Annotated in this window: 22 protein-coding genes and 1 pseudogene; 14 read left to right on the forward strand and 9 right to left on the reverse strand. The window is 47.9% G+C overall.

The features are described from left to right. The first annotated feature begins 88 nt into the window (after positions 1-88). The 5 genes from urtA (at position 89) to urtE (ending at position 6,035) form a co-directional block, all read left to right on the forward strand. Positions 89-1,396, forward strand: coding sequence for an urea ABC transporter substrate-binding protein (gene urtA / locus ACO6VG_RS03250; protein WP_422139069.1), 1,308 nt, complete (start codon positions 89-91; stop codon positions 1,394-1,396). Positions 1,397-1,641: 245 nt separating this feature from the next. Next, positions 1,642-3,267: an urea ABC transporter permease subunit UrtB gene (urtB, locus tag ACO6VG_RS03255; protein WP_422139070.1), complete on the forward strand. Its 1,626-nt coding sequence runs from the start codon at positions 1,642-1,644 to the stop codon at positions 3,265-3,267. A 63-nt stretch (positions 3,268-3,330) separates the two neighbouring features. Continuing rightward, positions 3,331-4,479, forward strand: coding sequence for an urea ABC transporter permease subunit UrtC (gene urtC / locus ACO6VG_RS03260; protein ID WP_422137041.1), 1,149 nt, complete (start codon positions 3,331-3,333; stop codon positions 4,477-4,479). After that, positions 4,472-5,302 carry an ABC transporter ATP-binding protein gene (locus ACO6VG_RS03265; protein ID WP_422472713.1) on the forward strand — a complete coding sequence of 277 codons (831 nt, stop codon included), beginning with the start codon at positions 4,472-4,474 and terminating at the stop codon, positions 5,300-5,302. The genes urtC and ACO6VG_RS03265 overlap by 8 nt, the downstream gene beginning before the upstream one ends. A gap of 37 nt (positions 5,303-5,339) precedes the next feature. After that, positions 5,340-6,035 (forward strand): urea ABC transporter ATP-binding subunit UrtE, encoded by a 696-nt coding sequence (gene urtE, locus ACO6VG_RS03270; protein ID WP_422135558.1) that lies wholly within the window; start codon positions 5,340-5,342, stop codon positions 6,033-6,035. 60 nt (positions 6,036-6,095) lie between these two features. Here the strand turns inward: urtE and ACO6VG_RS03275 are convergent, their stop codons facing one another. From ACO6VG_RS03275 to mrcB, 3 genes are all read right to left on the reverse strand, one after another. Further along, on the reverse strand, positions 6,096-6,407 hold the full coding sequence (locus ACO6VG_RS03275; protein WP_422135559.1) for a YqcC family protein: 312 nt from the start codon (positions 6,405-6,407) through the stop codon (positions 6,096-6,098). Between the two features lie 135 nt (positions 6,408-6,542). After that, positions 6,543-6,845: a tetratricopeptide repeat protein gene (locus tag ACO6VG_RS03280; RefSeq protein WP_422135560.1), complete on the reverse strand. Its 303-nt coding sequence runs from the start codon at positions 6,843-6,845 to the stop codon at positions 6,543-6,545. A gap of 92 nt (positions 6,846-6,937) precedes the next feature. Continuing rightward, positions 6,938-9,283, reverse strand: coding sequence for a penicillin-binding protein 1B (gene mrcB / locus ACO6VG_RS03285; RefSeq protein ID WP_422472715.1), 2,346 nt, complete (start codon positions 9,281-9,283; stop codon positions 6,938-6,940). 215 nt (positions 9,284-9,498) lie between these two features. Here mrcB and ACO6VG_RS03290 point away from each other — a divergent pair, with 215 nt between their 5' ends. Both ACO6VG_RS03290 and ACO6VG_RS03295 read left to right on the forward strand, forming a co-directional pair. Beyond that, complete coding sequence (locus ACO6VG_RS03290) at positions 9,499-10,632, forward strand: AAA family ATPase (RefSeq protein WP_422135562.1); 1,134 nt, start codon at positions 9,499-9,501, stop codon at positions 10,630-10,632. Positions 10,633-10,784: 152 nt separating this feature from the next. Then, positions 10,785-11,045, forward strand: a complete 261-nt coding sequence (locus ACO6VG_RS03295) for a TfoX/Sxy family protein (protein ID WP_422135563.1) — start codon at positions 10,785-10,787, stop codon at positions 11,043-11,045. 5 nt (positions 11,046-11,050) lie between these two features. Here ACO6VG_RS03295 and ACO6VG_RS03300 read toward each other — a convergent pair whose 3' ends face one another. Together ACO6VG_RS03300 and gcvH are read right to left on the reverse strand one after the other, a co-directional pair. After that, positions 11,051-11,809 carry a HesA/MoeB/ThiF family protein gene (locus ACO6VG_RS03300; protein ID WP_422412359.1) on the reverse strand — a complete coding sequence of 253 codons (759 nt, stop codon included), beginning with the start codon at positions 11,807-11,809 and terminating at the stop codon, positions 11,051-11,053. Between the two features lie 26 nt (positions 11,810-11,835). Next, the gene (gene gcvH / locus ACO6VG_RS03305; RefSeq protein WP_422135565.1) at positions 11,836-12,228 is read right to left on the reverse strand and encodes a glycine cleavage system protein GcvH; all 393 of its coding nucleotides are present in this window, start codon (positions 12,226-12,228) and stop codon (positions 11,836-11,838) included. A 279-nt stretch (positions 12,229-12,507) separates the two neighbouring features. Between gcvH and ACO6VG_RS03310 the strand changes: the two genes are divergently transcribed. Continuing rightward, positions 12,508-13,053, forward strand: a complete 546-nt coding sequence (locus ACO6VG_RS03310; protein WP_422135566.1) for a DinB family protein — start codon at positions 12,508-12,510, stop codon at positions 13,051-13,053. 106 nt (positions 13,054-13,159) lie between these two features. On the opposite strand, the gene ACO6VG_RS03315 is transcribed toward ACO6VG_RS03310, so the two are convergent. Beyond that, on the reverse strand, positions 13,160-13,681 hold the full coding sequence (locus ACO6VG_RS03315) for a YHS domain-containing (seleno)protein (RefSeq protein WP_422139075.1): 522 nt from the start codon (positions 13,679-13,681) through the stop codon (positions 13,160-13,162). Positions 13,682-13,775: 94 nt separating this feature from the next. On the opposite strand from ACO6VG_RS03315, the gene ACO6VG_RS03320 reads away from it, so the two are divergent. The 5 genes from ACO6VG_RS03320 to ACO6VG_RS03340 all read left to right on the forward strand — a co-directional run bounded on the left by ACO6VG_RS03320 (position 13,776) and on the right by ACO6VG_RS03340 (position 20,924). After that, positions 13,776-14,123 carry a hypothetical protein gene (locus ACO6VG_RS03320; protein ID WP_422135568.1) on the forward strand — a complete coding sequence of 116 codons (348 nt, stop codon included), beginning with the start codon at positions 13,776-13,778 and terminating at the stop codon, positions 14,121-14,123. Positions 14,124-14,161: 38 nt separating this feature from the next. Beyond that, positions 14,162-15,547, forward strand: coding sequence for a S8 family peptidase (locus ACO6VG_RS03325; protein ID WP_422135569.1), 1,386 nt, complete (start codon positions 14,162-14,164; stop codon positions 15,545-15,547). Between the two features lie 186 nt (positions 15,548-15,733). After that, positions 15,734-17,830, forward strand: a complete 2,097-nt coding sequence (locus ACO6VG_RS03330) for a TonB-dependent receptor plug domain-containing protein (protein WP_422472717.1) — start codon at positions 15,734-15,736, stop codon at positions 17,828-17,830. 22 nt (positions 17,831-17,852) lie between these two features. After that, positions 17,853-18,395 carry a YfiR family protein gene (locus ACO6VG_RS03335; RefSeq protein WP_422135571.1) on the forward strand — a complete coding sequence of 181 codons (543 nt, stop codon included), beginning with the start codon at positions 17,853-17,855 and terminating at the stop codon, positions 18,393-18,395. Positions 18,396-18,473: 78 nt separating this feature from the next. Further along, positions 18,474-20,924, forward strand: coding sequence for an ATP-binding protein (locus ACO6VG_RS03340; RefSeq protein WP_422472720.1), 2,451 nt, complete (start codon positions 18,474-18,476; stop codon positions 20,922-20,924). A gap of 343 nt (positions 20,925-21,267) precedes the next feature. On the opposite strand, the gene ACO6VG_RS03345 is transcribed toward ACO6VG_RS03340, so the two are convergent. Together ACO6VG_RS03345 and ACO6VG_RS03350 are read right to left on the reverse strand one after the other, a co-directional pair. Further along, positions 21,268-23,052 (reverse strand): acyl-CoA dehydrogenase C-terminal domain-containing protein, encoded by a 1,785-nt coding sequence (locus tag ACO6VG_RS03345; protein ID WP_422139079.1) that lies wholly within the window; start codon positions 23,050-23,052, stop codon positions 21,268-21,270. A 170-nt stretch (positions 23,053-23,222) separates the two neighbouring features. After that, positions 23,223-23,798 (reverse strand): hypothetical protein, encoded by a 576-nt coding sequence (locus ACO6VG_RS03350; protein WP_422135574.1) that lies wholly within the window; start codon positions 23,796-23,798, stop codon positions 23,223-23,225. 316 nt (positions 23,799-24,114) lie between these two features. Here ACO6VG_RS03350 and ACO6VG_RS03355 point away from each other — a divergent pair, with 316 nt between their 5' ends. Next, positions 24,115-24,375, forward strand: coding sequence for a hypothetical protein (locus tag ACO6VG_RS03355; RefSeq protein WP_422139080.1), 261 nt, complete (start codon positions 24,115-24,117; stop codon positions 24,373-24,375). A 294-nt stretch (positions 24,376-24,669) separates the two neighbouring features. Here the strand turns inward: ACO6VG_RS03355 and ACO6VG_RS03360 are convergent. Next, positions 24,670-25,005, reverse strand: a pseudogene (locus ACO6VG_RS03360) (transposase); the annotation flags it as partial. Positions 25,006-25,024 lie beyond the last annotated feature (19 nt).

Genomic DNA, 25,024 nt, shown 5'->3' on the forward strand with positions numbered 1-25,024 from the left:
TAATGAACGACAGTTACTTAATATATTGGCATGCACATTGCTGTCACACTGTCGCACATAAGGATAAAAAACAGGATTAATAAAAACTATGAAGAGCTCCCTCAAAAAACTCTCGAAGGGCCTGGTTGTAGCTTCTGCAGCAACCGCCGCCCTCTCTTTTTCGGTCATATCCCAGGCTGCAGAGACCATCAAGGTAGGTGTTTTACATTCTCTGTCAGGCACCATGGCGATCAGTGAAACCACATTAAAAGACACTGTTTTAATGATGGTGGACGAGCAGAATAAGAAAGGTGGACTACTGGGTAAGAAACTCGAAGCGGTTGTTGTTGATCCTGCCTCTGACTGGCCTCTGTTTGCAGAAAAAGCGCGTGAGCTGCTGGCAAAAGAAAAAGTCGATGTCATTTTTGGCGGCTGGACTTCCGTATCCAGAAAATCAGTTCTGCCAGTGGTTGAAGAGTTAAACGGCCTGATGTTCTACCCGGTTCAGTATGAGGGACAAGAGTCATCCAAAAACGTTTTCTACACCGGCGCAGCGCCTAACCAGCAGGCTATTCCTGCGGTTGATTATCTAATGAGTTCAGAGGGCGGCAGCGTCAAACGTTTTGTTCTGGCCGGTACTGATTACGTCTACCCGAGAACCACCAACAAGATTCTGGAATCCTACCTGAAGAGCAAGGGTATCAAAGAGTCGGACATCATGATCAATTACACGCCTTTTGGTCACTCTGACTGGCAGACCATTGTTTCTGATATCAAGAAGTTTGGTAAAGCTGGTCAAAAAACGGCGGTTATTTCCACCATTAATGGCGACGCCAACGTACCTTTCTATAAAGAACTGGCTAATCAGGGCATTGCTGCTGAACAGATTCCGGTGATTGCCTTCTCTGTTGGTGAAGAAGAGCTGTCAGGTATAGATACTGCACCTCTGGTAGGCCACCTGGCAGCCTGGAACTACTTTATGAGCGCCGAGAGTGATATCAACGATGAGTTCATCGAAACCTGGCAGACCTTTACCAAGAATGAAGAGCGTGTTGCCAATGATCCAATGGAAGCCACTTATATTGGCTTCAACATGTGGACAAAAGCCGTTGAAAAAGCAGGAACCACCAGCGTTGATGCCGTCCGTTCGGCCATGTATGGCATCACTGTTCCCAACCTGACGGGTGGTATTGCAGTGATGAACACCAACCATCACCTGACCAAACCGGTATTGATTGGCGAAATTCAGGACGATGGCCAGTTTGAAATTGTCTGGGAAACCAAAGGGGGCGTCATTGGTGATGCCTGGACTCAATATCTGCCCGAAAGCTCGAAAATTGTTGCTGACTGGTCAGCCCCGATCAAGTGCGGCAACTACAACCTGGAATCAGGTGTCTGCTCTGGTCAGAACTACTGATTAGTCGTCTTTTGTTGAAGTCATAGCAATAGTGCTCTCTAACTCCCGTAATGAGCATGGAGATTTGAGCCTTAAGACAAGGCGACGATCGCCAACGCAGGATTAAAGCCCAAATCTTCAGCGCAATAGGGAGTTAGAAAGTTCGATTGGTATCACATGGCATGAGAAGTTAGTTTTTTCATGCCATCACCAAACGCCTGTCCAATACAAGACAGGCCAACACATAGTTATTCACTGGAAATTTTATGACCTGGAGACTCTGGCAAGTATTGCCTTTAGTATGCCTCTGTCTTCTTTTTGTCTTTGTCTCATCCTCACAGGCTCTGGCCAATAGCAACACCACAAGCAATGAAGAGCTGGCCAGACAATTGAGTGAGAAGTCATGGGACAAACTGGAGACCACCGTAACCCATCTCTCTGCCAAAGGTGATGATAAAAGCCAGAAACTGTTAACCCTCTGGTTATCTGGCCAACTGTTTATTGAAAAGAGCACGGGTCGTCTGGTCACGGGCAATAAGTCAGGTCGACTGTATCTCATTGCTGACCCGATTACCGATGAAGCCCTGGGTGAAGTCAAAAAGCGCAGCTTGAAAAAAATCAGAATCAATAACCGGCTGCGAAACTCCATCAGAACCGCTCTGGCTCTCTGGGACCTCAAGTCTGAAGACCCGGAAAAGCGCCTTCAGGCAGTTAAGGAAACATCCAGAAACCTTCAGGCTGACACATTGGCCATTCTCAAAACCATGCTGGAGAAGGAGTCCGATGAGGATGTTCATTCAGCTCTGACAACAGCGGTTGCCTTATATCAGATCCAACAGGGTAGTGATGAACTCAAGCTCCAAAGCCTTGAAATTCTGTCTGAGTCTGATGACCCTTTCGTTCGTTCAGTATTGGAATCAGCGAAAACAGAGACTAAGAACAAAGAAATTCTTCTGGGCATAGACACCGCACTGGCCGACATGGATCGAAGACAGGAGTACTACTCCGCAATAGAAAGTGTTTTCTTTGGCTTGAGTCTGGGTTCGGTATTACTTCTGGCTGCCATTGGTCTGGCGATCACTTTTGGTGTTATGGGGGTTATCAACATGGCCCATGGCGAAATGATGATGCTTGGCGCTTATACGACTTTTGTCATTCAATCAGCTTTTCCATCATTCTTGGAACAATCTCTGTTTATTGCCATTCCTGCCGCCTTTGTTGTTGCTGGTACCGTCGGTATTTTGATTGAGCGACTGGTCATACGTCACCTTTATGGTCGCCCACTGGAAACGCTTCTAGCCACTTTTGGTATCAGTCTGATACTGCAACAGGCCGTAAGAACCGTCTTCTCTCCCCTGAACCAGGCAGTCTCAACACCGGAATGGTTAAGCGGCTCCTGGGTGATCAATGAAGCTTTATCTCTGACCTGGAACCGGGTCTACATCATTGGCTTCAGTCTGGCCGTCTTTCTGACTCTGTTGTTTATCCTGCGCTACACCCGATTTGGTTTGAATGTGCGGGCAGTTACCCAGAATCGCGCCATGGCCAACTCTATGGGTATTCCCACCCACCGTATTGACGCACTGACCTTTGGCCTTGGTTCCGGTATTGCCGGCGTTGCTGGTGTTGCCCTGTCCCAGTTAACCAATGTGGGTCCAAATCTCGGCCAGAACTACATCATCGACTCTTTCATGGTGGTGGTCTTTGGTGGTGTTGGAAATCTCTGGGGCACACTGGTGGCAGCCATGAGCCTGGGTGTCGTCAATAAGTTGCTGGAACCCTGGGCAGGTGCAGTCGTTGCCAAAATCCTGGTACTGATTTTCATTATTCTGTTTATTCAGAAAAGACCCAAAGGCCTGTTCGCCCTCAAGGGTCGTGCGGTGGAGGATTGATCCGTGAGTTCTGTAACATTGTCGTCAAAGAGCCATGAGCCAAAAAACAGCCATAGGCAAAAGATGCATGGAAAAGGTCCTCTTAGTCGTTTTCTTCTCGACGATCCAGCAGGCAAATGGCTTTTGATCGCGGTTTTTGTCATTAGCATCATGGTCTGTGGACTCAACCTTCTGGCACCTGAAGGCTCTGCCCTGCATGTCAGCAGTTATACCGTCACGCTGCTTGGAAAATATCTCTGTCTCGGCCTTCTGGCCCTGGCTCTCGATCTGGTCTGGGGTTATTGCGGCATCCTCAGTCTCGGCCATGGTGCCTTTTTTGCCCTCGGTGGCTATGCCATGGGGATGTACCTGATGCGTCAGATTGGTGACCGTGGTGTCTATGGCAATCCTGAGCTGCCGGACTTCATGGTGTTTTTAAGCTGGCAGGAACTGCCCTGGTACTGGCAGGGTTTTGATTCTTTCTTGTTTACTATTGTGATGGTGGCTGTGGTTCCCGGCATTCTCGCTTTCCTGTTTGGCTGGCTGGCATTCCGTTCCAGGGTCACCGGCGTCTATCTGTCCATCATTACTCAGGCACTGACTTATGCCCTGATGCTGATGTTCTTCCAGAATGATTTCGGTTTTGGTGGCAACAATGGCCTGACCGACTTTAAAGATATTCTGGGCTTCAGCCTGCAAAGTGATACAACCCGTGTCGCTCTGTTGATGTTTTCAGCGCTGGCCCTGGGACTGGGCTACCTGATTTGTCGATGGCTGGTGAATTCCCGTTACGGAAGAGTTCTGATGGCTGTCAGAGATGCCGAAAGCAGAACCCGCTTTATGGGTTATCGGGTTGAACATTACAAGCTGGTTGCTTTTGTGGTTTCTGCTGTGTTGGCCGGCATTGCAGGCGCACTTTATGTGCCACAGGTAGGCATTATTAATCCGGGTGAGTTCTCCCCCGTCAACTCTATTGAACTGGTGATCTGGGTGGCCGTTGGTGGCAGAGGAACACTCTATGGTGCAATCATAGGCGCACTGCTCGTTAATTATGCCAAAACCTGGTTTACCGGAGCGATGCCCGATGCCTGGCTGTTTGCACTGGGTGCACTGTTTGTCGTCACAACACTCTGGTTACCCAAGGGCGTTGTTGGTTTATTCAGTCAAGTTCGTGAAAAGTTTTTGAAACCATCAGCCCGGACTCGGGAACAGGAGGTAGCCGATCGTGGTTGATAAACATATATCGGATAACACTCTTCTCTATCTTGACAATGTGACAGTCAGCTTTGATGGCTTCAAAGCCCTGAACAGCCTGTCTTTTTTAATCAACCAGTGTGAACTCAGGGCCATCATTGGCCCTAATGGTGCCGGTAAAAGCACCATGATGGACGTCATCACTGGTAAAACCCGACCTGATAGCGGAGAGGTGCTGTTTAATAAAAACCGCTCAAGGCTGCTTAATAAGAGCCGCTCAAGGCTGCTTAACAAGAGCCGCTCAAGGCTTTCAAGAGGTTCTATCGATCTCACCCAACACGATGAAGCAGAAGTGGCCAATCTGGGAATTGGCCGAAAGTTTCAGAAACCTTCTGTCATCGAGAGCCTGACGGTCTGGGAAAATCTGGAGCTGGCTCTTAAAGGTCGTCGTTCACCTTTTGAGTCTATGTTCAAAGCTCTTTCTGCAGAGGGTCATAGAAAGATTGACAAAACACTCGGCAGAATCCGCCTTCAGGATCGCCGTGACTTTATTGGAGCATCCCTGTCTCACGGTCAGAAGCAGTGGCTTGAAATCGGTATGTTATTGCTTCAGGACCCCGAGCTTCTTCTGATTGATGAGCCTGCAGCCGGTATGACAGATGAAGAAACCTTCAGAACCGCTGACCTGCTTCGAGAATTGTCTGAAGAGCGAAGCGTCGTGGTCGTCGAGCATGACATGGCCTTTATCAAAGCGCTTGACTGTAAGGTTCTGGTACTCCACGAAGGCAGTGTCCTGGCAGAAGGGTCGCTGGATCATGTTCAGCAAGATCAAAAAGTCATCGACGTCTATCTGGGGAGATAGCCTGAGGCCAAAAAGCAGCGCTGTGCTGGAGAATAATATGCTTGAAGTTCAGAACATAGATGTTTTTTACGGTGCCAGTCAGGCACTGAAGTCTGTCTCCCTGACAGCGGATAAAGGTCAGGTCACCAGTATTATGGGTCGCAACGGTGTGGGTAAAACCACATTAATGAATACTGTTGCCGGGCGAGTTTCAGCCTCGTCCGGGCAGATACTCTGGAAGGGTCAGTCCATCAATAATCTGACTTCACACCAGCGGGCCCGTCAGGGAATTGCTTACGTACCCCAGGGTCGACAGATTTTCCCTCTGCTCACGGTTCAGGAAAATCTGGAAACAGGATTTGCCTGTCTGCCGCGTCCTCAGCGTAGAGTTGATCGGGAAATATACGACCTTTTTCCTGTCTTGCTGGAGATGAGACATCGTCGTGGAGGCGACCTCTCGGGTGGCCAACAACAGCAACTGGCTATTGCCCGGGCACTGGTCACCCAACCGGAGTTATTAATTCTTGATGAACCAACCGAAGGTATTCAGCCTTCCATCATCAAAGATATTCAATCCGTCATAGGAATGCTCAGGGACAGGGGAGAAATGGCCATACTGCTGGTAGAACAATACTTTGAATTTGCCCGGGATCTGGCAGATCAATATGCCGTACTGGATCGTGGTGAACTGGTACTGTCAGGAGCAGGCAGTGAGATGAATGAAAAGGAAGTCAGACGACTGATGACGGTGTAAAGTCCTTCAGATGAATACTGTCTGCCGCTTTGTCTGTATTCATCTGACCTGCGATCCAAATCAATTCATCAAACAGTCAAACCGCTCCACCAGCACCAGTAAATGAGTGGCTTCTATTTTCTCCACCATCAGAGCTTCTTCTGCATAAGGCTTGATGTTCGAGCCTTTCGGCAAGTCAGCCCCCTGATCAAGAATGGCATGGACCCGGGGAATAAACAGCCATTGCAGCCACTGAGTAAATCCCATGGTATCCATACAAAAAGGCGTTGTACTGGCCAGCGCCTGAGCTGAAGGTGGCGAAGCCTGCCAGCAGTCCAGTCTTTTTAACTCTGCTTCAAGAGCTATCAATAGTTCTCTTACTTCTGTACTCATCAACTGTCTTTTACCATGAAAACCCAAACCGTATTTTACTATGAAAATTGATTGACATCCTCTCCGCTCCAAAGAGGGTTATGCAACGGTGGATTCAAACGATAAGTGCACGCGACTTCCCTGAATACGTTCGCTTTAATCGAGTGAAGTCAGAAAGCTACTAATCTGTCGTCTAAGACCTGATTCCGGCCCCAGACTCAGAGCTCTGTCTGCCAGCTCTCGGGCCTGACCATAATGTCCCTGTTTTTTCCTGAGTTGCGCCAACAGGAAATACACCGATGGATCGGTTGGACTGATTCTCATGGCTCTGGACAGGGAACTTTCAGCAGTGTTCAGATCATTTTCCGCCATGGCACTCGATGCCTGATCCAGCAGAATACCAACAGCATCCGTTCGACTCCCATGAGGAGAAGTAGTTTCTACATCTGAGGGTGGCATATACGTCACCTGACTTATACCAGCACACCCTGTTAAGATTACTGCAAAGAGCAGAGGTATTAATCGTTTCACTTTTGTCTCGCTACAGGCATTCACTCAAACCATGATTTTATAGAATCAAACAGAGTCTTGGCGGGCTCAATCACGGTTCGACCGCAACCCTGATAATCCTCAGGCTCTGAACCCTTAATGTAAGGGACTTTTACCGCTCCCTCACAGCGCTTCCCTGTTCTTACATTTTCTGCTGGTTTTGTCCAGACGTACTCAATCTGTTCACTGTTCAAAGGCTGCACCGACTTGATTGGCACCTGTTGCATAAGACGTGTCCAGACTCTGAGAGCACCGCTACTGCCAGTCAGGTTGGTCGGACTGTTGTCGTCATTCCCCAACCAGGCCACTGCCAACAGATTTCCAGTAAAGCCGGCAAACCAACTGTCTCTCAGGTCATTGGTGGTGCCACTCTTTCCTGCTAACTGAATATCCTGACTGATACTCCAGTATGCACGACGCCCGGTACCTTCTCTCATGACCTGACCCATGGCATGTCGCAAAAGCTCCATAGGAGCAGAGTCGAAAGCTCTCTCAACCGAGAGACTGTAGCGCCTCAGGGGTTGACCACGGGCATCCACTACCGCATCAATGGCCCGCAATGGCATCCTGAAGCCGCCACTGGCGATGGTCTGGTACATGGAGGCAACATCCATAAGGGAAAGGGATGCGGCTCCCAACATGACGGAGGGATAGGGTGGCAGGTTTTTCTCAATCCCCAAACGCTCAATAGTGTTCAGAACATTATTCAGACCCAGAGCCATACCGGTCTGGATTGCCGCCTGATTGTAAGACCTGCTCAGTGCCTCTTGCAAAGGCACTATGCCTCTGGACTTGCTATCGTAATTGGCAGGCTTCCAGAGTCCGCCCTGTCCGTCATCTACCTGGATAGGAGAATCATTGACAGGTGTCGTTAACGTATAGCGCGAAGGCTGCTCCAGCCCCGTCAGATAGATTGCTGGCTTAAGCAATGAGCCTACAGGGCGCCGTGCATCCAGAGCCCGGTTAAAACCGACATAACCCGGATTTTTGTCGCCTACTACCGCCAGAAGATCGCCGGTCTGGGCGGAGGTCACCACCATGGCTCCCTGCAGATCAGGATTATCTTTTTCAAGTTGATCCACAGTATCAGTCATACTTGCCTGGGCAAAACGCTGGATAATGGGGTCCATATTGGTAAAAATTCTGAGGCCTTCCGAAGTAAGATCACGTTCGTCGTAATCTTCCCTGAGCTGTTTTTTCACCATATCAATGTACGCGGGATAAGCACTGGTATTAAGCTGTTCACGGGTCACAACGCCCAAAGGCAGTTTTTTGGATCGTTCAGCTTCAGAGCGAGACACAACGCCTTCATCTGCCATCACATCGAGTACCAGATTTCTGCGTTCCTTTGCCCTTTCGGGAAAACGTCTTGGATCGTAATAGGAGGGACCTTTCACCAACCCCACCAGCAGAGCAACACGGGCAGTGCTCAGCTCCTGAATGGGCTGGGCAAAGTAGAAATGACTGGCCAGACCAAAGCCGTGGATAGCCCGCCGACCGTGCTGCCCCAGATATACTTCATTAAGATAGGTTTCCAGAATGTCATCTTTTGAATAATGAAAGTCCAGCAGCACCGACATAATCGCTTCATTGATTTTTCGGGTCAGGGTTCGTTCATTGCTCAAATAAAAGTTTTTGACCAGCTGCTGAGTCAGTGTGCTCCCACCCTGTATGACCCCTCCTGCTCTCAGATTGACCAGAAATGCTCTGGCTATCGAGCTCGGTGAAATCCCCCAGTGGTCATAAAAATTCTTGTCTTCTATCGCTAACAAGGCTTTGGTCAGATGCTTTGGTGCCTGGGATTCTCGGATAAGAATGCGATCCTCAAAGGTTGAGGGATAAATGCCTCCTATCAGTTGAGGGTCCAATCTTAGCAATGGAATATTTTCGGCGGCTTTTCCTCTAAGACTGACGACTTCATTACCAGAAAATACGACACTGGCATAACGGGAAGGTTCAGCACCATCCGGGAAATGAAAACCCCTGCTGTAAATAGTGAAACGATTCCCGGAGCGGGCAAAGGTACCGGGTCGCCTGACATCTCTGACGGCCTGATAACCCTGGCGGCGAAGTTGAGCCTGCAGCTCATTCGGGTTGAGGAGCTGTCCCTCATAAAGATCCAGAGGGCGAGAATACACCTGGGCAGGAATCGCCCATTTCTTGCCTTCAAACTTTTGAGTAACAACAGCGTCCAGATAAACCGAATAGGCAGCAAGCAAAATCAGGCCGACTACTCCCAGCTTTACCAGAACCGGAAACCAGCGCCTGAGCCCCCCTGCATTCTGGGCTTTCTTCTTTCGTCCTGACGACTGCTTGCCTCGGGACGGTGTTTTTTTCTTTGTGACCATGGTGCGAGATTATACGCCATAGCTTTCCGCAATAGCTCTATGGTTTGCCGTGTTTTTATCTCGGATTACTTTCCCACGGCGCAATCAGTAAAAAGTATTGCTTCCAGTTATGATGTTTACCACAACCCCTGCGTTTAATTTTCCTTTATTGAGGCTTTAGTCAAGCCCTCTGTCTATACTCAGTGACCATTCCGAATCTATCGAATGTTATAGCGATGCCCCCATTTCTAAAGGAGAACTGGCTGGACGCCCTCAGCTTATCGGGACAATTAACTCTCGAACCTTTGCTGGATATGGCCGTGCAACTGGCTTATTTTCATCAGGAAATTGAAGTCATTACCACCCATCAGCACCCTGGCTCTGAAGAGCACGTCTGGTTTCCGGTAGCTCAAAACTTCGATCAGATAAGACCTTTGCTGGATCAGGAAGAAGATATTGCGCAGCTTGCCAGAGTGGAAAAGTGGTCCTCGGACCGCTATCAAGCATTGCGGCCCCTGATTCGAGAACGGGAGGGCGGCACCGACTCCATGGCTGATCTTGGCTTCCTCTGTGTGAATATGGATGCCAGAGGGCTCTCTGAGTTAACTTTTTTTGTCGTTAATAAATATATGGATATCAGCGGGGACTTTCGGGGCCTGGGTTTATTAAGTTTTTACAGGGTCTACCAAGCGCTGGTTCAAGCCAGGATCGTCTTGCTCCGATCGTATGATGATCTTAACGATGAACTGACATCACAAGCGCTTGCTGAATATCGCCTGTATGCCAATTTGGCTGAAAGCTATTGCCAGACTAAAAAACCATTTCTTGCCATTATGCAGGGACTATCGGGTTCCGGAAAAACATCAGCAGGTCGGGAACTGGTGAAACACGCCAACTGCATCATGCTGAGAACAGATATCGAGCGGAAAAGATTATTTGGTCTCAAGCCTGAAGCATCGAGCCATGAAGCCGGGCTGAGTATTTATACACAGGACGCCACCCAAAAAACTTATTTGACCATTCAGGAAGCCGCTCGCTCTCTGTTGAATCAGGGTATTTCTGTTGTTATTGATGGCGCTTCTCTCAAATTTCAGGAAAGGGCGTTATGTTGCCAGCCTGCCATCGAACTTCAATACCCTTATTTTATTGTCAAATGTATGGCACCCGACGATGTTCTTAAACGCCGAATTATTAAACGTCAATTCAACAACACCGACGCTTCCGAGGCGACCTTGGGTCTGATCAAACAGCAGCGTCAGTGGGAGGAACCGCTCTCGGATCAGGAAAAAGAGCACACTATAGTACTCAATACAACCTGTAAGCATTGGCGTGAAAAACTGCTCACTGACCTGTCGATTCAATTGAATTGAATTGATCTATTTTTCCCTCTTCGGCTGCCGTTTTCTGAGCAGCCTCAAAGACTCGTCTATCATTAAACTCATTAAAAGAAATTTCCCTCTGACTTTCAGAAAAATATCAAGCACACCCTCCATGGACGCTTGGGACGATTTGGAAAACCGGTATGGCAACTGACCTGATCGAATTAAAAAATCTTGGTAAAACTTCAGTGCAGTGGCTTAACGCTGTGGGTATTCGAACTCTTGAACAGCTTCATGAAGTAGGCGCCGTGGCAGCCTACTGCAAAGTCAGAGACAGAGGCTTTAAAGTATCAAAAGTACTGCTTTATGCAATGGAAGGTGCTTTAATCGGGGCCCACTGGAATGAACTGGACAATGAGCACAAAAAACGTCTGCTCAGTGAAGTGAAAAACTATCAGGGCTGAAACTCTCAGCCCTTCTTCTCTCCCTGACCACACACCGGACAATCCGGATCAGCAATCAGCTGAAGGCTTTGCCATTCCATACTGGCAGCATCAAACATCAACAGTCTGCCATTCAATGTCTTACCCGCTCCTGTTAGAAGCTTGACCGCCTCCAGTGCCTGCATGGTACCGATCGTTCCCACTACAGGTCCCAGAATGCCTGATTCCGAACAGCTGAGTTCTTCAGCTACTTTTTCTGGGTAAAGGCAACGATAACAAGGTGCATTTTCCTGCCAGCGATCAAATACCGTTAACTGGCCATTAAGGCGAATAGCTGCACCCGTGACCAGTGGCACTCCCAAACGAACGCTGCAACGATTCACCATGAATCGGCTGTCAAAGTTATCAGTAGCATCAAGAACCAGATCGCTGTTCTCCAGCAGACTCAGTAATTCCTGCTCTGTAAGCTTTTTGGGAATGAGGTCTAGTTCAACACCCGGGTTCATGGCGCTGATTCTTGCCGCCGCTGCATGCACTTTAAATTGTCCGATATCATCGGTAGAGAAGGCAATTTGTCTTTGCAGGTTGGTGGCATCCACCACATCCGGGTCAATAAGAGTCAGTCTTCCGATTCCGGCTGCTGCAAGATACATGGCTGCCGGACAGCCCAACCCGCCAATACCAACAATCACTATATGGGCGTTGAGCAGGCGCTCCTGCCCCTCAATATCGATCTGAGGCAAAAGTATTTGTCGGCTGTAGCGCAGCAGCTGATCATCATTCATTTTGAAACGTCAAACCCGGCCCTGTATCAGGCCTCGGACTCTACGAATTCTGAGTAGGCTTCAGCGTCCAAAAGTTCGCTCAGCTGACCTTCGTCGGTGATCTTGACCTTGAAGAACCAACCTTCATCGTAGGGTGCGCCGTTCACTGTTTCAGGTGCCTCTTCCAGCGCTTCGTTAATGGCAATAACTTCACCAGAGATGGGTGCATAGAGGTCAGAAGCGGCTTTTACGGACTCAACCACACCCGCTTCATCTTCAGCAGCCAGAATAGACCCCACTTCTGGCAGCTCAACGAACACAACATCACCCAGAGCTTCCTGGGCGTGATCGGTAATACCGACAGTGGCAGTACCGTCTTCTTCGATTCGGATCCACTCGTGGGAACGTACATAACGCAGTTCGGATGGAATGCTGCTCATCGAAAACTCCTCTGGTCACTTAACAATTTGATTCTTTTCAGCGGCTACCAGTCGCAAGGCCGGCCACTGACTGACGGCAACGCACAATTATCTGGAAGGTAGTCGAAAAGGCTGTAGTTTTTATCAAGGTAGGCATTCTAACCAGAAACTATGGCTTCGCCAATGTTTCATTCAAGACGAACACATTGTGTTGACATGACTCATGTTTAGAACCTATACAAAGAACCTGACACTATGACAGACTAACCAAATCTGCGATAAAAATAATCTGGAATCATCATGACACTGACCGATGCCCGCCAGTTTAATATCAACACGCTCTCTGAGCTGGAGTCAGTGCTCCTCCATCTCTCCGTAGAGCAATATAAAAAGAGCACATCTCTATCGTCGAGTTCAGTAGGTACCCATGTCAGGCACATTATTGAGTTCTATCATTGCTTTTTCAAAGGGCTCGATTACGGTGCTATTGATTATGACAATCGTCCCCGGAATCAATTGCTGGAAGAGTCAATAGAACAGGCCATGGACTACCTGAAAAATCTCCACATCCTGCTCGGTAGCCAGGATATGTCACATTATCCCGAAACCGTGTCAGTGGTGGCTGTCACGAACTCGGGAAGTCCCATTGAAACCAGCAGCAGCATTATAAGAGAGCTGCTCTTTCTGCAGAATCATACCACCCATCATCTCGCCTTGATCGCCCTGATACTGACGCAGGAGGGGGTCAGCCTGCCCGTCAATTTTGGTGTAGCTACCTCCACCAGACAGCATCGAGCCCGCACTGAAGAATCCACCAAAGCAATGACTGATTCACAACACCCGTAGGGCAGATGACAATTCAGTGAACAGAATGTGAAGACACTGTGACGATATGCATTTGAGAAATGAGCGAGATACCAGGACCTCGCTGTTGAATCATGCGCTGCCTGGATTAATGAGCCATCATTGTTGGCCAGTTCGTATCACCCAGCTTGATAAAGCCCGGTATATCCTTCAGCCACTTTCCCTGAATGTCTGCGTCGTAATTCAGATACAACTTATTATCCACAATTTTCCAATAATTCGGATCACCCGGTGCTCTTTGCTTTTTCTCGGCGACAGCCCAGGCACAGTAACCGCCGTATTGAGGCCGATATTTATCGGGCGATTTCTTGAAAATCTTCAGGTGTTTTTCTGAGGAAAAGTACCACTCTACCCCCATGTACTTGTATTTGAACCGGGCGTTGCCCTTAACGGCTTTTGCTTCCGTAAAGTAAGCTACCGTATCGTAACCACTGACGGCTTTATTACTGAACCAGCCGGTATAAATGTTCTTGTCAGCAATGGCATTGCAACTGAACAGTAACATCAGGGCTAATACAGCCATGAGCAAAAAATGCCGTTCACACCAGGCTATAAAAATAGCTTCAGGATTAGAAACAGTGGCATTTTCATAATAAGCAGTGCGGATCATCCTCGCCTCCCTGCGGACAATGACTCCGTATCCGGATATTGCCTGAAAAGCTTCCGCTCATGCTTCCATTGTTGATACAACACCAGGAAGAAAGTTGAGCGAAATCGCTGGCACCGATTCAGCCATCCCAGTCGAAAGAGTAGATACTGATAAAAAGAACTCGATAGACTTCTCTGAGAGAACTTCTGCAATCCCAGATAAAGGCTGCTTTTCTGCTGGCACCGTTCAGTTAAATTATATAGTAATTTTTGCCATTTATTGGAGAATTTATATCTCTAAATCGAATATCTATGGAGCTACAAAAATAGTCGGCGAACCTTCAGCCACTTTATCAACGGCCTCTCCAAGCTCAGTAGAAATTAATGAAGATAACTACAGAGCGGCTGACACTTCTTTTGAAGATACTGTGTCGTGCTGTTTATCTTCAACCATACTGATTTGAACCACGCCAATAATAACCAGAGGTAAGGATATCTCGCCATGAAAGCAAGGATTGCTTTAATACTGACTTTTCTCGGATTCACTCCCCTGATGGCCTCGAGCCAGGAAATAGAAAACGCGACAGCTCCCCGTCAGGTTACCGACCGAATCATTGTTAAATATCACCCCAAACCCACCGAAGGCAATGCCATGGCATTCATCAAGCAGGGAGTCAGTTATGGCTCCTTTGGTGTTGCTGCGGGTAAGCAGAAAGACATTCTTGAGATTGGCAGCAGCCTGAACATTAATGAGGTCCAGGCACTGGCAGAGGGTCTGGAAGACGATCCTCAGATTGCCTTCGCTGAACCAGACTACATTATGCAAATCATGCGCGTGCCCAATGATTCACGCTACAACGAGCAATGGCATTATTTTGAATCCACAGCAGGCATTAATCTGCCCGCCGCCTGGAATACGACAACAGGTGCGAATGTTGTTGTGGGCGTTATAGATACTGGCATCGTCTATCACAAGGACCTGGATGGCAATGTAGTGTCAGGCCATGATTTCATATCACAGGCGTGGATGGCCAATGACGGTGGCGGCCGTGACACTAATGCCACTGATTCAGGCGATGCTGTCACTTCAGCCGGAGCCTGTGGCTATGCCAATGGAGAACCGGTGCCATCGTCTCCCACCGAGAGCAGCTGGCATGGAACCCACGTCTCCGGCACCATTGCGGCAGAATCAAACAACAGCACTGGCGTGGCGGGTGTTGCCTGGAATGCCAAAATCATGCCTCTGCGCGCCCTGGGCCGATGCGGCGGTTACACCTCAGATATTATTGATGCCATGCGCTGGGCAGCCGGACTGGATGTTTACGGCATGACTCGTAATAACAACCCGGTAAAAGTCCTTAATATGAGTCTCGGTGGTTATTCCTACGGCTGCCCCCGCAGTTATCAAAATGCCATCAATGAAGTGGTCAATGCCGGGGTGACCGTCGTTGTCGCAGCGGGTAATGAAAACACCAACGCCGCTTATGTCACGCCAGCCAACTGTCAAAATGTGATTACAGTGGGTGCTATTAATCGCAGCGGCAACCGCAGCTGGTATTCAAACTTTGGCAGTCATGTGGATATTTCAGCACCTGGTGGAGAGACTCGCTATTACGGAAACGGTATCCTTTCTACAGCCAATGCGGGTGCCACATCGGCTACCCGGGATAATTACGAGTATTATCAGGGTACCAGCATGGCCACCCCCCATGTTGCCGGAGTCGCAGCGCTCATCTACTCAGTCAACCCCAGTATCACACCGGCCAGAGTGGAAGAAATCATTAAACTCAATGCTCGTCCTTTTTCTGGTGGCACCTGTAATACCCGTCGTTGTGGCGCAGGTATCCTGAATGCCGGTGCTGCTGTACTGGATGCCAGAGACGAATAAATGGCCAATTGCAGGCCCTGTCGGGCCTGTACCCTTTATCCCTTAGAAAGCACCTTTGTCTGCCCAATGTGTAGAATCCGGCTTTTCCAATTCAAATTTCTACAGGTCAGCTAGGGTTTAAAGAAGACCTTTTTTTTGAATCTTCAACTTCAGCAGTGTTGGGATTTAAATCCACGGAGCGGAACCTTGAACACTAAATTTCTACCCACACTGCTGGCCTCATGTATTTTCGCAGGCAGTCAGGCTATCGCCGAATCACAGGAAGACGAGGATCTTTTTGAACTCAGCCTTGAAGAGCTGATTTCCATGGAGATTCCAGATGTCACGTCGGTATCCCGAAAAAAGCAGCGTCTGATGGATTCCGCTGCCGCTATCTATGTCATCACCAATGAAGACCTTCGTCGCAGCGGCGTCACTTCCATTCCAGAAGCCCTGAGAATGGTGCCGGGCATGCAGGTGGCAAAACTGAACGCCAATACCTGGTCAATCAGTACCCGCGGATTTAACTACATCTTCGCCAACAAACTGCTGGTTCTGATTGATGGCAGAACCGTTTACTCGCCGCTGTTTTCTGGAGTGAACTGGGATGTTCAGGACACTATGATGGAAGACATCGACCGGATCGAGGTTATCCGGGGACCCGGTGCAGCTCTCTGGGGAGCCAATGCCGTCAACGGTGTCATTAACGTCATTACCAAAAAAGCAGCGGACACTCAGGGCAACCTGATTTCAGCCGGCGCAGGCACTCAGGAAAAAGCCTTCGGAGCCTATCGTCATGGTGGCGAATTTGGGGAAACCGGTTTCTACCGCGTTTATGCGAAAGCCTTCGAACGGGATGGCCAGGTCGACGCTGAAGGTAAAGATACGTCTGACGACTGGAATATGCGCAGAGCCGGTTTCAAATCAGAGTGGAAAACAACCTCTGACTCAGAGATGACGATTCAGGGCGACCTTTACGAGGGAACCACCCGACCTCCCCTGCGCCTGTTAGACCAATCTCAGGCACTCTTCCCTCAACTGACTAACGGATTTATTGTTGAGGGGCTCAGTCGGGATCAACGTGGTGGAAATCTGGGCGCTTATTGGAAAAGAACTCTGAGTGAAACTCATGATTTCTCCTTCAGAGCGATCTACGATAACTACCAGAACTTTGATTACCGGATTGCTGAAAAACGTGACACGGTTGATTTTGAGTTTCAGCACTACTATCAGTTCTGGGGCAAGCACGATCTGGTCTGGGGACTCGGCTACAGAACCACCTGGTACGAGGTAGAAAACACCCCCTATATGTTTCTGCTTGAAGGCAAAGACTCGAAAAAAACAGAGTTATTCAGTGCCTTTATCCAGGATGACATCACGCTCAATGACCAGTGGACCTTCACCCTCAGCTCACGTTTCGAGCACAACAGTTTCACAGGCTATGAGGTTCAGCCTAACGCTCGGTTAACCTGGAAGCCCACTGAAAACAGGACTTTCTGGACGGCTCTGTCTCAGGCGGTAAAAACCCCCTCCATCAGTGAGACCGCATTACAGACTGACGGTATTACGATTGATGATACCAGTCCTGTTAAATACGTGATTCCGATCAAAGGTAATCCAGACCTGAAGTCAGAAAAACTGACCGCTCTGGAAGTAGGTTACCGTGAACAATTTAGTAATAGCTTTCGTCTCGATATTACTGCGTTTTACAATCAGTACGAAGATATCATTGCCTATGTTGATATTAATCAGTGCCCCAACGGTAGCTCTACCTTTCCACTCCTTTCACTGCAAAACCTGTGCTCCAACACTGATCCTTCCCTCGGCTTCTTCGAAATCCCGGCCACTCTCATCAATGGACTTGATGTAAGAACCTACGGAATGGAAGTTGTAGCGGACTGGCAGGCAAAAGACTGGTGGAAACTTCAGTTTAATTACAGCTGGCTCCAGGTCGATGCATGGCCAAATAAGGAAAGAACCAGCATCCTGAGAGTCAATGAAGTAATTGTCGAAGATCTGAGCGCCTCCCACACAGCAAACATTCGATCCACGATGAACCTGCCTAATCAGTGGTATTTTGATTTCTGGGTCCGCTACATGGACAACTTGAAGAATGCCAATATCGGCGCCAACACATCGCTGGATATGCGAGTCGCGAAAAAGTTTGGGGATGGTCTTGAGTTCTCAATTGTGGGACAGAATCTCTTCAGGAATCACCACCGGGAGTTCTACGAACCACTAAGTGGTATGGCACCAACAGAAACCCGGGAATCATGGTACGCCCAGATTCGCTGGCAATTTTAATCGGATGAAGGAGGATAACTTCATGCCGATGCCAATCAACATGATCAAATCAAACATAAGACTGCTGTTGATAACGGCCAGTTTGTCGGGGATGTTCTTTAGCACTGCAGTCAAAGCTGGCACACCAGAAGACAGGGTCAAAACAGCCATTGTTTATAAAATCACCAAATTCGTAAGCTGGCCAAAGAAAAAACAAAGCCTCACTCTCTGTATTATTGGAGAAGGTTCGATTAATAGTGAGTTGGTCAAAATCAACCGCAAAAACAGTATGGGCAGACGCCTTTCTGTTACCCGAAAAGATTTGAATGCGCCTGTGGATAAGCTGTGCGATATTCTGTATATCCACAGCATTGACCAGGCTTCCTCTTCAAAAATGACCCGTAGTCTTAATGGCAAGCCTATTCTAACCATCAGTGACGGTCGTTCATTTGCCGAGCAGGGTGGATTAATTGGTTTGGCTCGGAAGGGAAAGAAGATCAACTTCACCATCAACAAATCCTCTGTGGATAAATCGGGTCTGAAGATCAGCTCTCAACTAAAAAGTCTGGCCAAAGTCATTGAGTAAAAAAGCCAAACGAAAAAAATTAATCACTCGTTTTCATCCCATTCGGGATGAAAACCTTTTTCAGTCAAACAATCAGTCATGGTGACGTTCAGAAATCTGCCTATCAAGCGAAAACTGCGTTATGCCATGCTCATCACGGCGTATGCGGTTCTTCTGGTAACTTTGTCCATTCAAAGTATCAGCGATCTGATCAAGTCCCGGGCCTCTCTGGTTGACCATATAGAAACTCTGGCAGAAGTGGTAGGTTCCAATGCTCATGCCGCTCTGGTTTTTAAGGATGAAAACTCTGCCAAAAAACTGTTAAACGGTTTTGGCAGCGCTCCCCATGTTCAGTCCGCTTTTCTTTTAAATGCTGACGGTGAAGAGATTGCTGCCTATCATCGTTCCAATCAAAGTCCCTGGGCCTTCTCAATAAAAGAGCCTGAACGTCCGGTTACTCTTTTCACCAGTACCCGTCTGCACTTGTACCGCCCCATTGTTCTCGATCAACAATTGATTGGCGCTATCTACATTCAGGGTGATCTGTCACCTCTGTATATAGAACTGACTGAAAATCTTTTTTTAGCCTTGTTAGCCGCCCTGATCTCTATCATTCTGACCTCGATGCTTGCCTCAAAACTGCAGAGATTACTGGCTAAACCCATTACTGAGCTAGCCAACACCATCTCCCAGATGACCAAAAACGAGCAGTATGATCATCAGGTTCAAAAATTTGATAACGATGAGATTGGTCAGCTGTACGACTGCTTCAACGAAATGCTGATGCAGATAAAAGAACGGGACAAGAGACTGCAACAACATCGCGAAAATCTCGAAGCTTCTGTTGCCGAAAGAACCAGAGAGTTACACAGTGCCAACCGTGAACTTAAAGATAATATTTCTGAACTGCATGAAGCCAAGGAAGCAGCCCTTGAAGCAGCCAAGGCTAAAAGCGCTTTTCTCGCCAATATGAGTCATGAAATCCGCACGCCTATGAATGGCGTTCTGGGTATGCTGGAGTTGTTAAAAGATACACACCTTAATCCAGCACAGCAGGACTTTCTGGAGACTGCCTATAACTCCGCAGATGTGTTGCTGCTGATCATTAACAACATCCTCGACTTTTCCAAAATTGAAGCAGGAAAGATGGATATTGAATCCATTAACATGAACCCTGCAGAGATCGCTGAGGATATCTGTGCCCTTCTGGCAGGAGAAGCCAGAGAAAAAGGTCTGGAGTTAAGCTGTTATACCGATGTAGATCTACCTGCTATTTTGCAGGGAGATCCGGTACGACTGAGACAGGTTCTCACCAACCTTGTGGGTAATGCTGTCAAGTTTACTGAAGAAGGTGAGGTGATTGTCCGACTGAATATGTTGGAAGCCAGGGAAAACCGGGTCAAAGTGGAATTTTCAGTAAAAGACACCGGTATTGGTATCGCACCCGATGTACTGACCAATCTGTTCTCAGCCTTTACCCAGGCTGACGGAAGCACCACCCGCAAGTTTGGTGGAACAGGTCTGGGGCTCACTATATCCAGACAGTTATTGGAGCTGATGGGCAGTGACGTCGAAGTATCCAGTGCCTTGAACCTAGGCTCCACGTTCTCATTTGTTCTGGATCTGAATGTATCTGACTCTCAGACACTCGAGCCTGAAAATATCAGTCATGCTCCGGAAGACTACACAGAAGTGACTGTCGAGGATAATGCCTTCAGTCATCACATCCGAATTCTTCTGGTTGAGGACAACCAGGTTAACCAGAAAGTCGCTGTCAGTATGCTTAAAAAAATTGGATTAAATCAAACTGACATTGCAGCAGATGGCAATGAAGCAGTCAGTATGAGCCATAATCAGGCATATGATCTGATACTCATGGACTGCCAGATGCCGGAAATGAGCGGCTATGAAGCCACCGGTCTGATAAGAAAGCGAGAAAGTCTTCATAACCTGCCACGCACTCCCATTATTGCCATGACGGCCAATGCTATGCAGGGAGACAGAGAGAAATGTCTGGCATCCGGCATGGACGATTATCTGAGCAAGCCCATTAAGACCGATACCCTCAAAGAGAAACTGAGCCAATGGCTGATTAATGATCTTGATGACAATGATTTCGAATCAGATATTAAACCTGTTTCCAAAAAGATAGAAACAGAAGACAGCCTTGAGCGAGAAGATAGCCTTGAGCCAGAAGACAGCCTTGAAACAGAAGATCAAGACCCGATTCTGGATATGGCCACCCTGAATACCCTGAAAGACATCATGGAAGAGGAATTTGACACCCTTGTTGAAAGCTATCTTGAAGACGCCCCATCACTGTTGAAAGACATTCAAAATGCTTCAAAAGAAGCAGACTTACAGATTATGATTCGAGCGGCTCACACCTTAAAATCCAGTAGTAATAACTTTGGTGCATCCTTGTTGGCTGGTATTGCACTGGAAATCGAAAAAATGGGTAAAGATAATAAGCTATCCGATGCCATTCACTTAATCCCTGAACTCGAAGAGGCTTTGATTAAAACCACTGAGGCACTTAAATCACTCTGAGCCATAGTCAATTTTTCCGGAATCGACTGCCAGTTGGCGCTACGCGCCATACTCGGCGCACCAAAGAAAAAAACCTCGCAATGCGAGGTTAATGAATTCCGGGCTGACTCCGTGTGAGCATCCTGCTCATTATTTTGCGTCCCTGCATCTACATTCCATGTAGATTAATGGCCCAGTACTTTAATCATAGACAATTACCCAAGAATGCAAAATCAGCTGAAATAAAGAATAGCGTTATGGGTCTTTCAATTGATTTACAAACTTGAATTAATATGAAAAAGCCTTTCAACACCCGAGTGAAGAAAGGCTTTATTTATTGGTTAAATAAGGGAATTATTCGCTATCAAAATTGCTCAGCCGACAATTCATAAAGCGCTTCTGTTCCAGAAGCCGCAGAAACAAGTAAACCTTCCATTCTGGGCAATAAACGCTGGTAAAAGTATCGGGCAGTAATAATCTTTGCCCGATAAAAATCATCTTCCTGAGTGCCTGCTGACAACTTGACTTGAGCTTCTCTTGCCATCATCGCCCACATCCAGGCGTAAGCAACGTACGAGAATGCATGCAGATAATCATTACAGCTGGAGTTAATCACATTCGGATCATTGGCAGCCTGACTCAGCAGATCATCTGTCAGGGTCTCAAGTTTGACCAGAGCTGTTTCCAGAGGAGCAGTGAACTCATCGCTTTGTCCCTCAGCAATAAAGCTCCTGATATTAGCGGCAAATTGTTTGAATGAGGCACCACCATTCATAGCGATCTTGCGACCCAGCAGATCCAGTGCCTGAATGCCATTGGTACCTTCATAAATCTGGGCAATACGAACATCCCTGACCAGTTGCTCCTGGCCCCACTCACGGATGTAACCATGACCACCAAATACCTGCTGACCGGAAACACAGCTTTCAAGGCCCATATCGGTCAGGAACGCTTTCACAACGGGGGTCAACAGGCCCACCTGATCTGAAGCCTGGTTTCTTTCTGTTTCATCCGGGCTGAACTTGGCTGTATCCAGCAGATTCGCGACATAGGTTGAAAAAGCTCGCCCACCCTCGTTCAGAGCTTTCATGTTAAGCAGCATTCTTCGAACATCGCCATGCACAATGATCGGATCGGCAGCCTTTTCGGGCTGTTGCGGACCGGTAGCTGCCCGGCCCTGAACTCTGTCCAGAGCATATTCGAGGGCTGACTGATAAGACATTTCACTGGTGCCCAGTCCCTGAATACCCACAAAGAGTCGCTCATAGTTCATCATGGTGAACATAGCGTTAAGACCCTTGTTAAGATCTCCCACCAGGTAACCTTTGGCGCCATCAAAGTTCATGACACAGGTGGCTGAACCCTTGATCCCCATTTTGTGTTCCAGAGAACCACAGTGAACCTGGTTTCTATCTGCCAGAGTCCCATCTTCATTCACATTTACCTTGGGTACCAGGAACATGGAAATACCTTTGGGTCCGGCAGGTGCATCGGGCAATTTGGCCAGAACCAGATAAATGATGTTTTCTGTCAGATCATGCTCACCGGCAGTAATGAAAATCTTGGTGCCGGTAATGTTGTAGGAACCGTCACCATTATCTTCCGCCCGGGTTCTGATTATACCCAGGTCTGTTCCACTGTGTGACTCAGTCAGGCACATAGCTCCCGTCCATTCGCCGGAATAGAGTCTGGGAAGATAAAGGGACTTAAGCTCTTCGCTGGCGTGGGCATCAATCGCCAGCGCAGAACCGGATGTCAGGCTCGGGTAGAGGATAAAGGCCAGGCTGGCACTGCTGAACATTTCATCAAATTGTGCACTCAGTGCTTTTGGCATCCCGATACCACCATACTCGGGATTGCCGGCGATGCCTGTCAAACCAGCTTCTGAAAACAACCGATAGGCTTCTTTATAGCCTTTCGGAGTGGTAACGCCTTCTTCACTCCAGTGGCAACCTTCCTCATCACCTTCCCGGTTGAGAGGAGCCACTGTTCTCGCAGCCAGTTTGGCACCTTCTTCCAGGAAAGCATCAGCCGTTTCACGATCAACCACTTCCTGGGTAGCAGGCCACTGACTCCATCGCTTGTCGGTGTTGAACACTTCGTACATTACAAAGCGCATATCACGGAGAGGTGCCTGATAGTCTGCCATGGGGGACACTCCTGAAATTTTAATGTTTTTAATCAGTGTCCGGTCATTTTACCCCAGAGGAACAGGGGCTAAAAGGAATGTTTTAAACTAACGTTTGAATTTTTAACTACAAAAAAACGACATCTCCAATTTGTGGTATTTTTTGATAAGGGTGGCAAACGTTCAGGGCATTAGAAACGGTAATAAAAACCCGCAGAGAAAACCACCGCCGCATAGGATAACTCAACACCAAACCCCTTATAGTCGATGTCGAGTACGGCCTGAACCAGAGGGAAGACACGGCTTAGATATTCCTTATATCCATAGACAATCCCTGCGCGATACCCTGCCTCTATATCAAAGGCTCCATATTTTTGTTGGTACAGAGTTCGCTGCACACCTCCAGACCAGACTCTGTCACAGTGGGTATTAATGAGAGTTGCGCCGTAATAGCCTTTATAGGAGAAAGCGATCAGCTTATTGTTGCTTTCCTGATCATCACCACCCTCAAGATGAAAGGTCCACATGCCCAGGTAGAGATGATCTCTGGAAGGACGACCCCAAATTTGATCGACCCAATCTGTCTCCTTGTTAAAACTGTCATAAGGCAAAGAAGTGTCTGCAGTGACTGAAACGAGTTCTTCTTTCCCATGCGAGCCCTCATCCCTGATCTGCAAGTTTTTAAGGTCTGTGTCAACAGCCAATAGAATGTCTGTCGGCTCTAACCATTGCAAATGCCCCTGATGAGCCCGAAGCTCGTAGTTCATTTCATTATTTTCAGCCGCTTGCACTTTCAAGCCGCAGGGTATCAAAAGAAGAAATATCTGTAAGAAAGAATTAATGGATTGCTTAAAAAAGCCCGATAAGGGATTTATTAGTGTTTTCTGCTTGCTCATCGCCTCGCCTAATACAGCTCCGGTTAGGTACTTATATCTCCACGGACTTTGAAAAAGGACCAATGCCGTGTTTTTTATAGACCAGCGTTGGAGGTTAGGCAAAAAACATTAGACTCAAAACAGTGTCTGGAAAAATCACCAGACTGCATTTTTATTAAATAACTGCGCATATTTCAAAGGAATGTTTATGCGGTATCTTATAACCCTGATCAGCATGATGCTGAAAATCACATGGCAGCCAGACTGGATGCAGGATCAGCTGCCCGATAACCGTCACTTTTATCGTCGAACCTTGACTGGCTCTTATCGAGCCAAGAAAAAGATTGTCAAAAACATCTGGATCGCAGCCGGACTGTTAATGCTGATTAATCCGGTTATACACATTGTGATGCTAATCGCTCTTCCCGTTACCCTCCTCAGTTTTGTTATTCTCGATGAAACTTCCTAGGAGCCTTATATGGTCCGCCCCGTTTTGCAAGAGCCTGTTTTGTTAATTAGCAAACAAAGATAACTGCAATCATATATACGGCCTATTCATGAGGTCTAACCCTCTGGCCCTGATGGGTATCCGCGCAACCTGGCCTTATCAGTCCGACGGCCTCAAGGGCCAAGACTCCTATCAGGTTTCAGGTTGCCGGTTTTTACCTGTTTGCCATCAACTGTACATGCTCATCGCAATCTGCGGGGGGGTTCCCCTTTGATTAAGCTTATGCTTTACTTTGCCGCTGCCGCCTTTACCTCATTATGCAGCCTTGTAAACTTCATTTCGGGTCATGATGACCCAGACAATCCGAGCCATTTTATTAGCCAGACCAACGGCGGCAACGTTGTGATTGCTGCGCTCATTAAGTTGGCTAACCCATTTTTTACAGCGGTCATCCTTATTTTTGAGGCAGTGGAGTACCGAACGTGCGCCGTGTATCAATAATGTGCGCAGGTATTTATCACCCCGTTTACTGATGCCCAGCAGGACTGACTTACCGCCTGTGGAATGCTGTCTTGGAACTAATCCCAACCATGCGGCAAGGTGTCGACCAGATTTAAAATACGTCGCATCACCAACGGCTGCCTTCAATGCTAGGTGAAAGTTGTTCTTG

Origin of the sequence: Endozoicomonas sp. ALB032 (assembly GCF_049310125.1) — a bacterium.
Taxonomy (GTDB): Bacteria; Pseudomonadota; Gammaproteobacteria; order Pseudomonadales; family Endozoicomonadaceae; genus Endozoicomonas_A.

Excerpts from the sequence above, each read along its gene's own strand:
- urtA (WP_422139069.1), top strand. The coding sequence starts at position 89 with ATGAAGAGCTCCCTCAAAAAACTCTCGAAGGGCCTGGTTGTAGCTTCT.
- urtB (WP_422139070.1), top strand. The coding sequence starts at position 1,642 with ATGACCTGGAGACTCTGGCAAGTATTGCCTTTAGTATGCCTCTGTCTT.
- urtC (WP_422137041.1), top strand. The coding sequence starts at position 3,331 with ATGCATGGAAAAGGTCCTCTTAGTCGTTTTCTTCTCGACGATCCAGCA.
- urtE (WP_422135558.1), top strand. The coding sequence starts at position 5,340 with ATGCTTGAAGTTCAGAACATAGATGTTTTTTACGGTGCCAGTCAGGCA.
- ACO6VG_RS03275 (WP_422135559.1), bottom strand. The coding sequence starts at position 6,407 with ATGAGTACAGAAGTAAGAGAACTATTGATAGCTCTTGAAGCAGAGTTA.
- ACO6VG_RS03280 (WP_422135560.1), bottom strand. The coding sequence starts at position 6,845 with ATGCCACCCTCAGATGTAGAAACTACTTCTCCTCATGGGAGTCGAACG.
- mrcB (WP_422472715.1), bottom strand. The coding sequence starts at position 9,283 with ATGGTCACAAAGAAAAAAACACCGTCCCGAGGCAAGCAGTCGTCAGGA.
- ACO6VG_RS03290 (WP_422135562.1), top strand. The coding sequence starts at position 9,499 with ATGCCCCCATTTCTAAAGGAGAACTGGCTGGACGCCCTCAGCTTATCG.
- ACO6VG_RS03295 (WP_422135563.1), top strand. The coding sequence starts at position 10,785 with ATGGCAACTGACCTGATCGAATTAAAAAATCTTGGTAAAACTTCAGTG.
- ACO6VG_RS03300 (WP_422412359.1), bottom strand. The coding sequence starts at position 11,809 with ATGAATGATGATCAGCTGCTGCGCTACAGCCGACAAATACTTTTGCCT.
- gcvH (WP_422135565.1), bottom strand. The coding sequence starts at position 12,228 with ATGAGCAGCATTCCATCCGAACTGCGTTATGTACGTTCCCACGAGTGG.
- ACO6VG_RS03310 (WP_422135566.1), top strand. The coding sequence starts at position 12,508 with ATGACACTGACCGATGCCCGCCAGTTTAATATCAACACGCTCTCTGAG.
- ACO6VG_RS03315 (WP_422139075.1), bottom strand. The coding sequence starts at position 13,681 with ATGATCCGCACTGCTTATTATGAAAATGCCACTGTTTCTAATCCTGAA.
- ACO6VG_RS03325 (WP_422135569.1), top strand. The coding sequence starts at position 14,162 with ATGAAAGCAAGGATTGCTTTAATACTGACTTTTCTCGGATTCACTCCC.
- ACO6VG_RS03335 (WP_422135571.1), top strand. The coding sequence starts at position 17,853 with ATGCCGATGCCAATCAACATGATCAAATCAAACATAAGACTGCTGTTG.
- ACO6VG_RS03340 (WP_422472720.1), top strand. The coding sequence starts at position 18,474 with ATGGTGACGTTCAGAAATCTGCCTATCAAGCGAAAACTGCGTTATGCC.
- ACO6VG_RS03345 (WP_422139079.1), bottom strand. The coding sequence starts at position 23,052 with ATGGCAGACTATCAGGCACCTCTCCGTGATATGCGCTTTGTAATGTAC.
- ACO6VG_RS03350 (WP_422135574.1), bottom strand. The coding sequence starts at position 23,798 with ATGAACTACGAGCTTCGGGCTCATCAGGGGCATTTGCAATGGTTAGAG.
- ACO6VG_RS03355 (WP_422139080.1), top strand. The coding sequence starts at position 24,115 with ATGCGGTATCTTATAACCCTGATCAGCATGATGCTGAAAATCACATGG.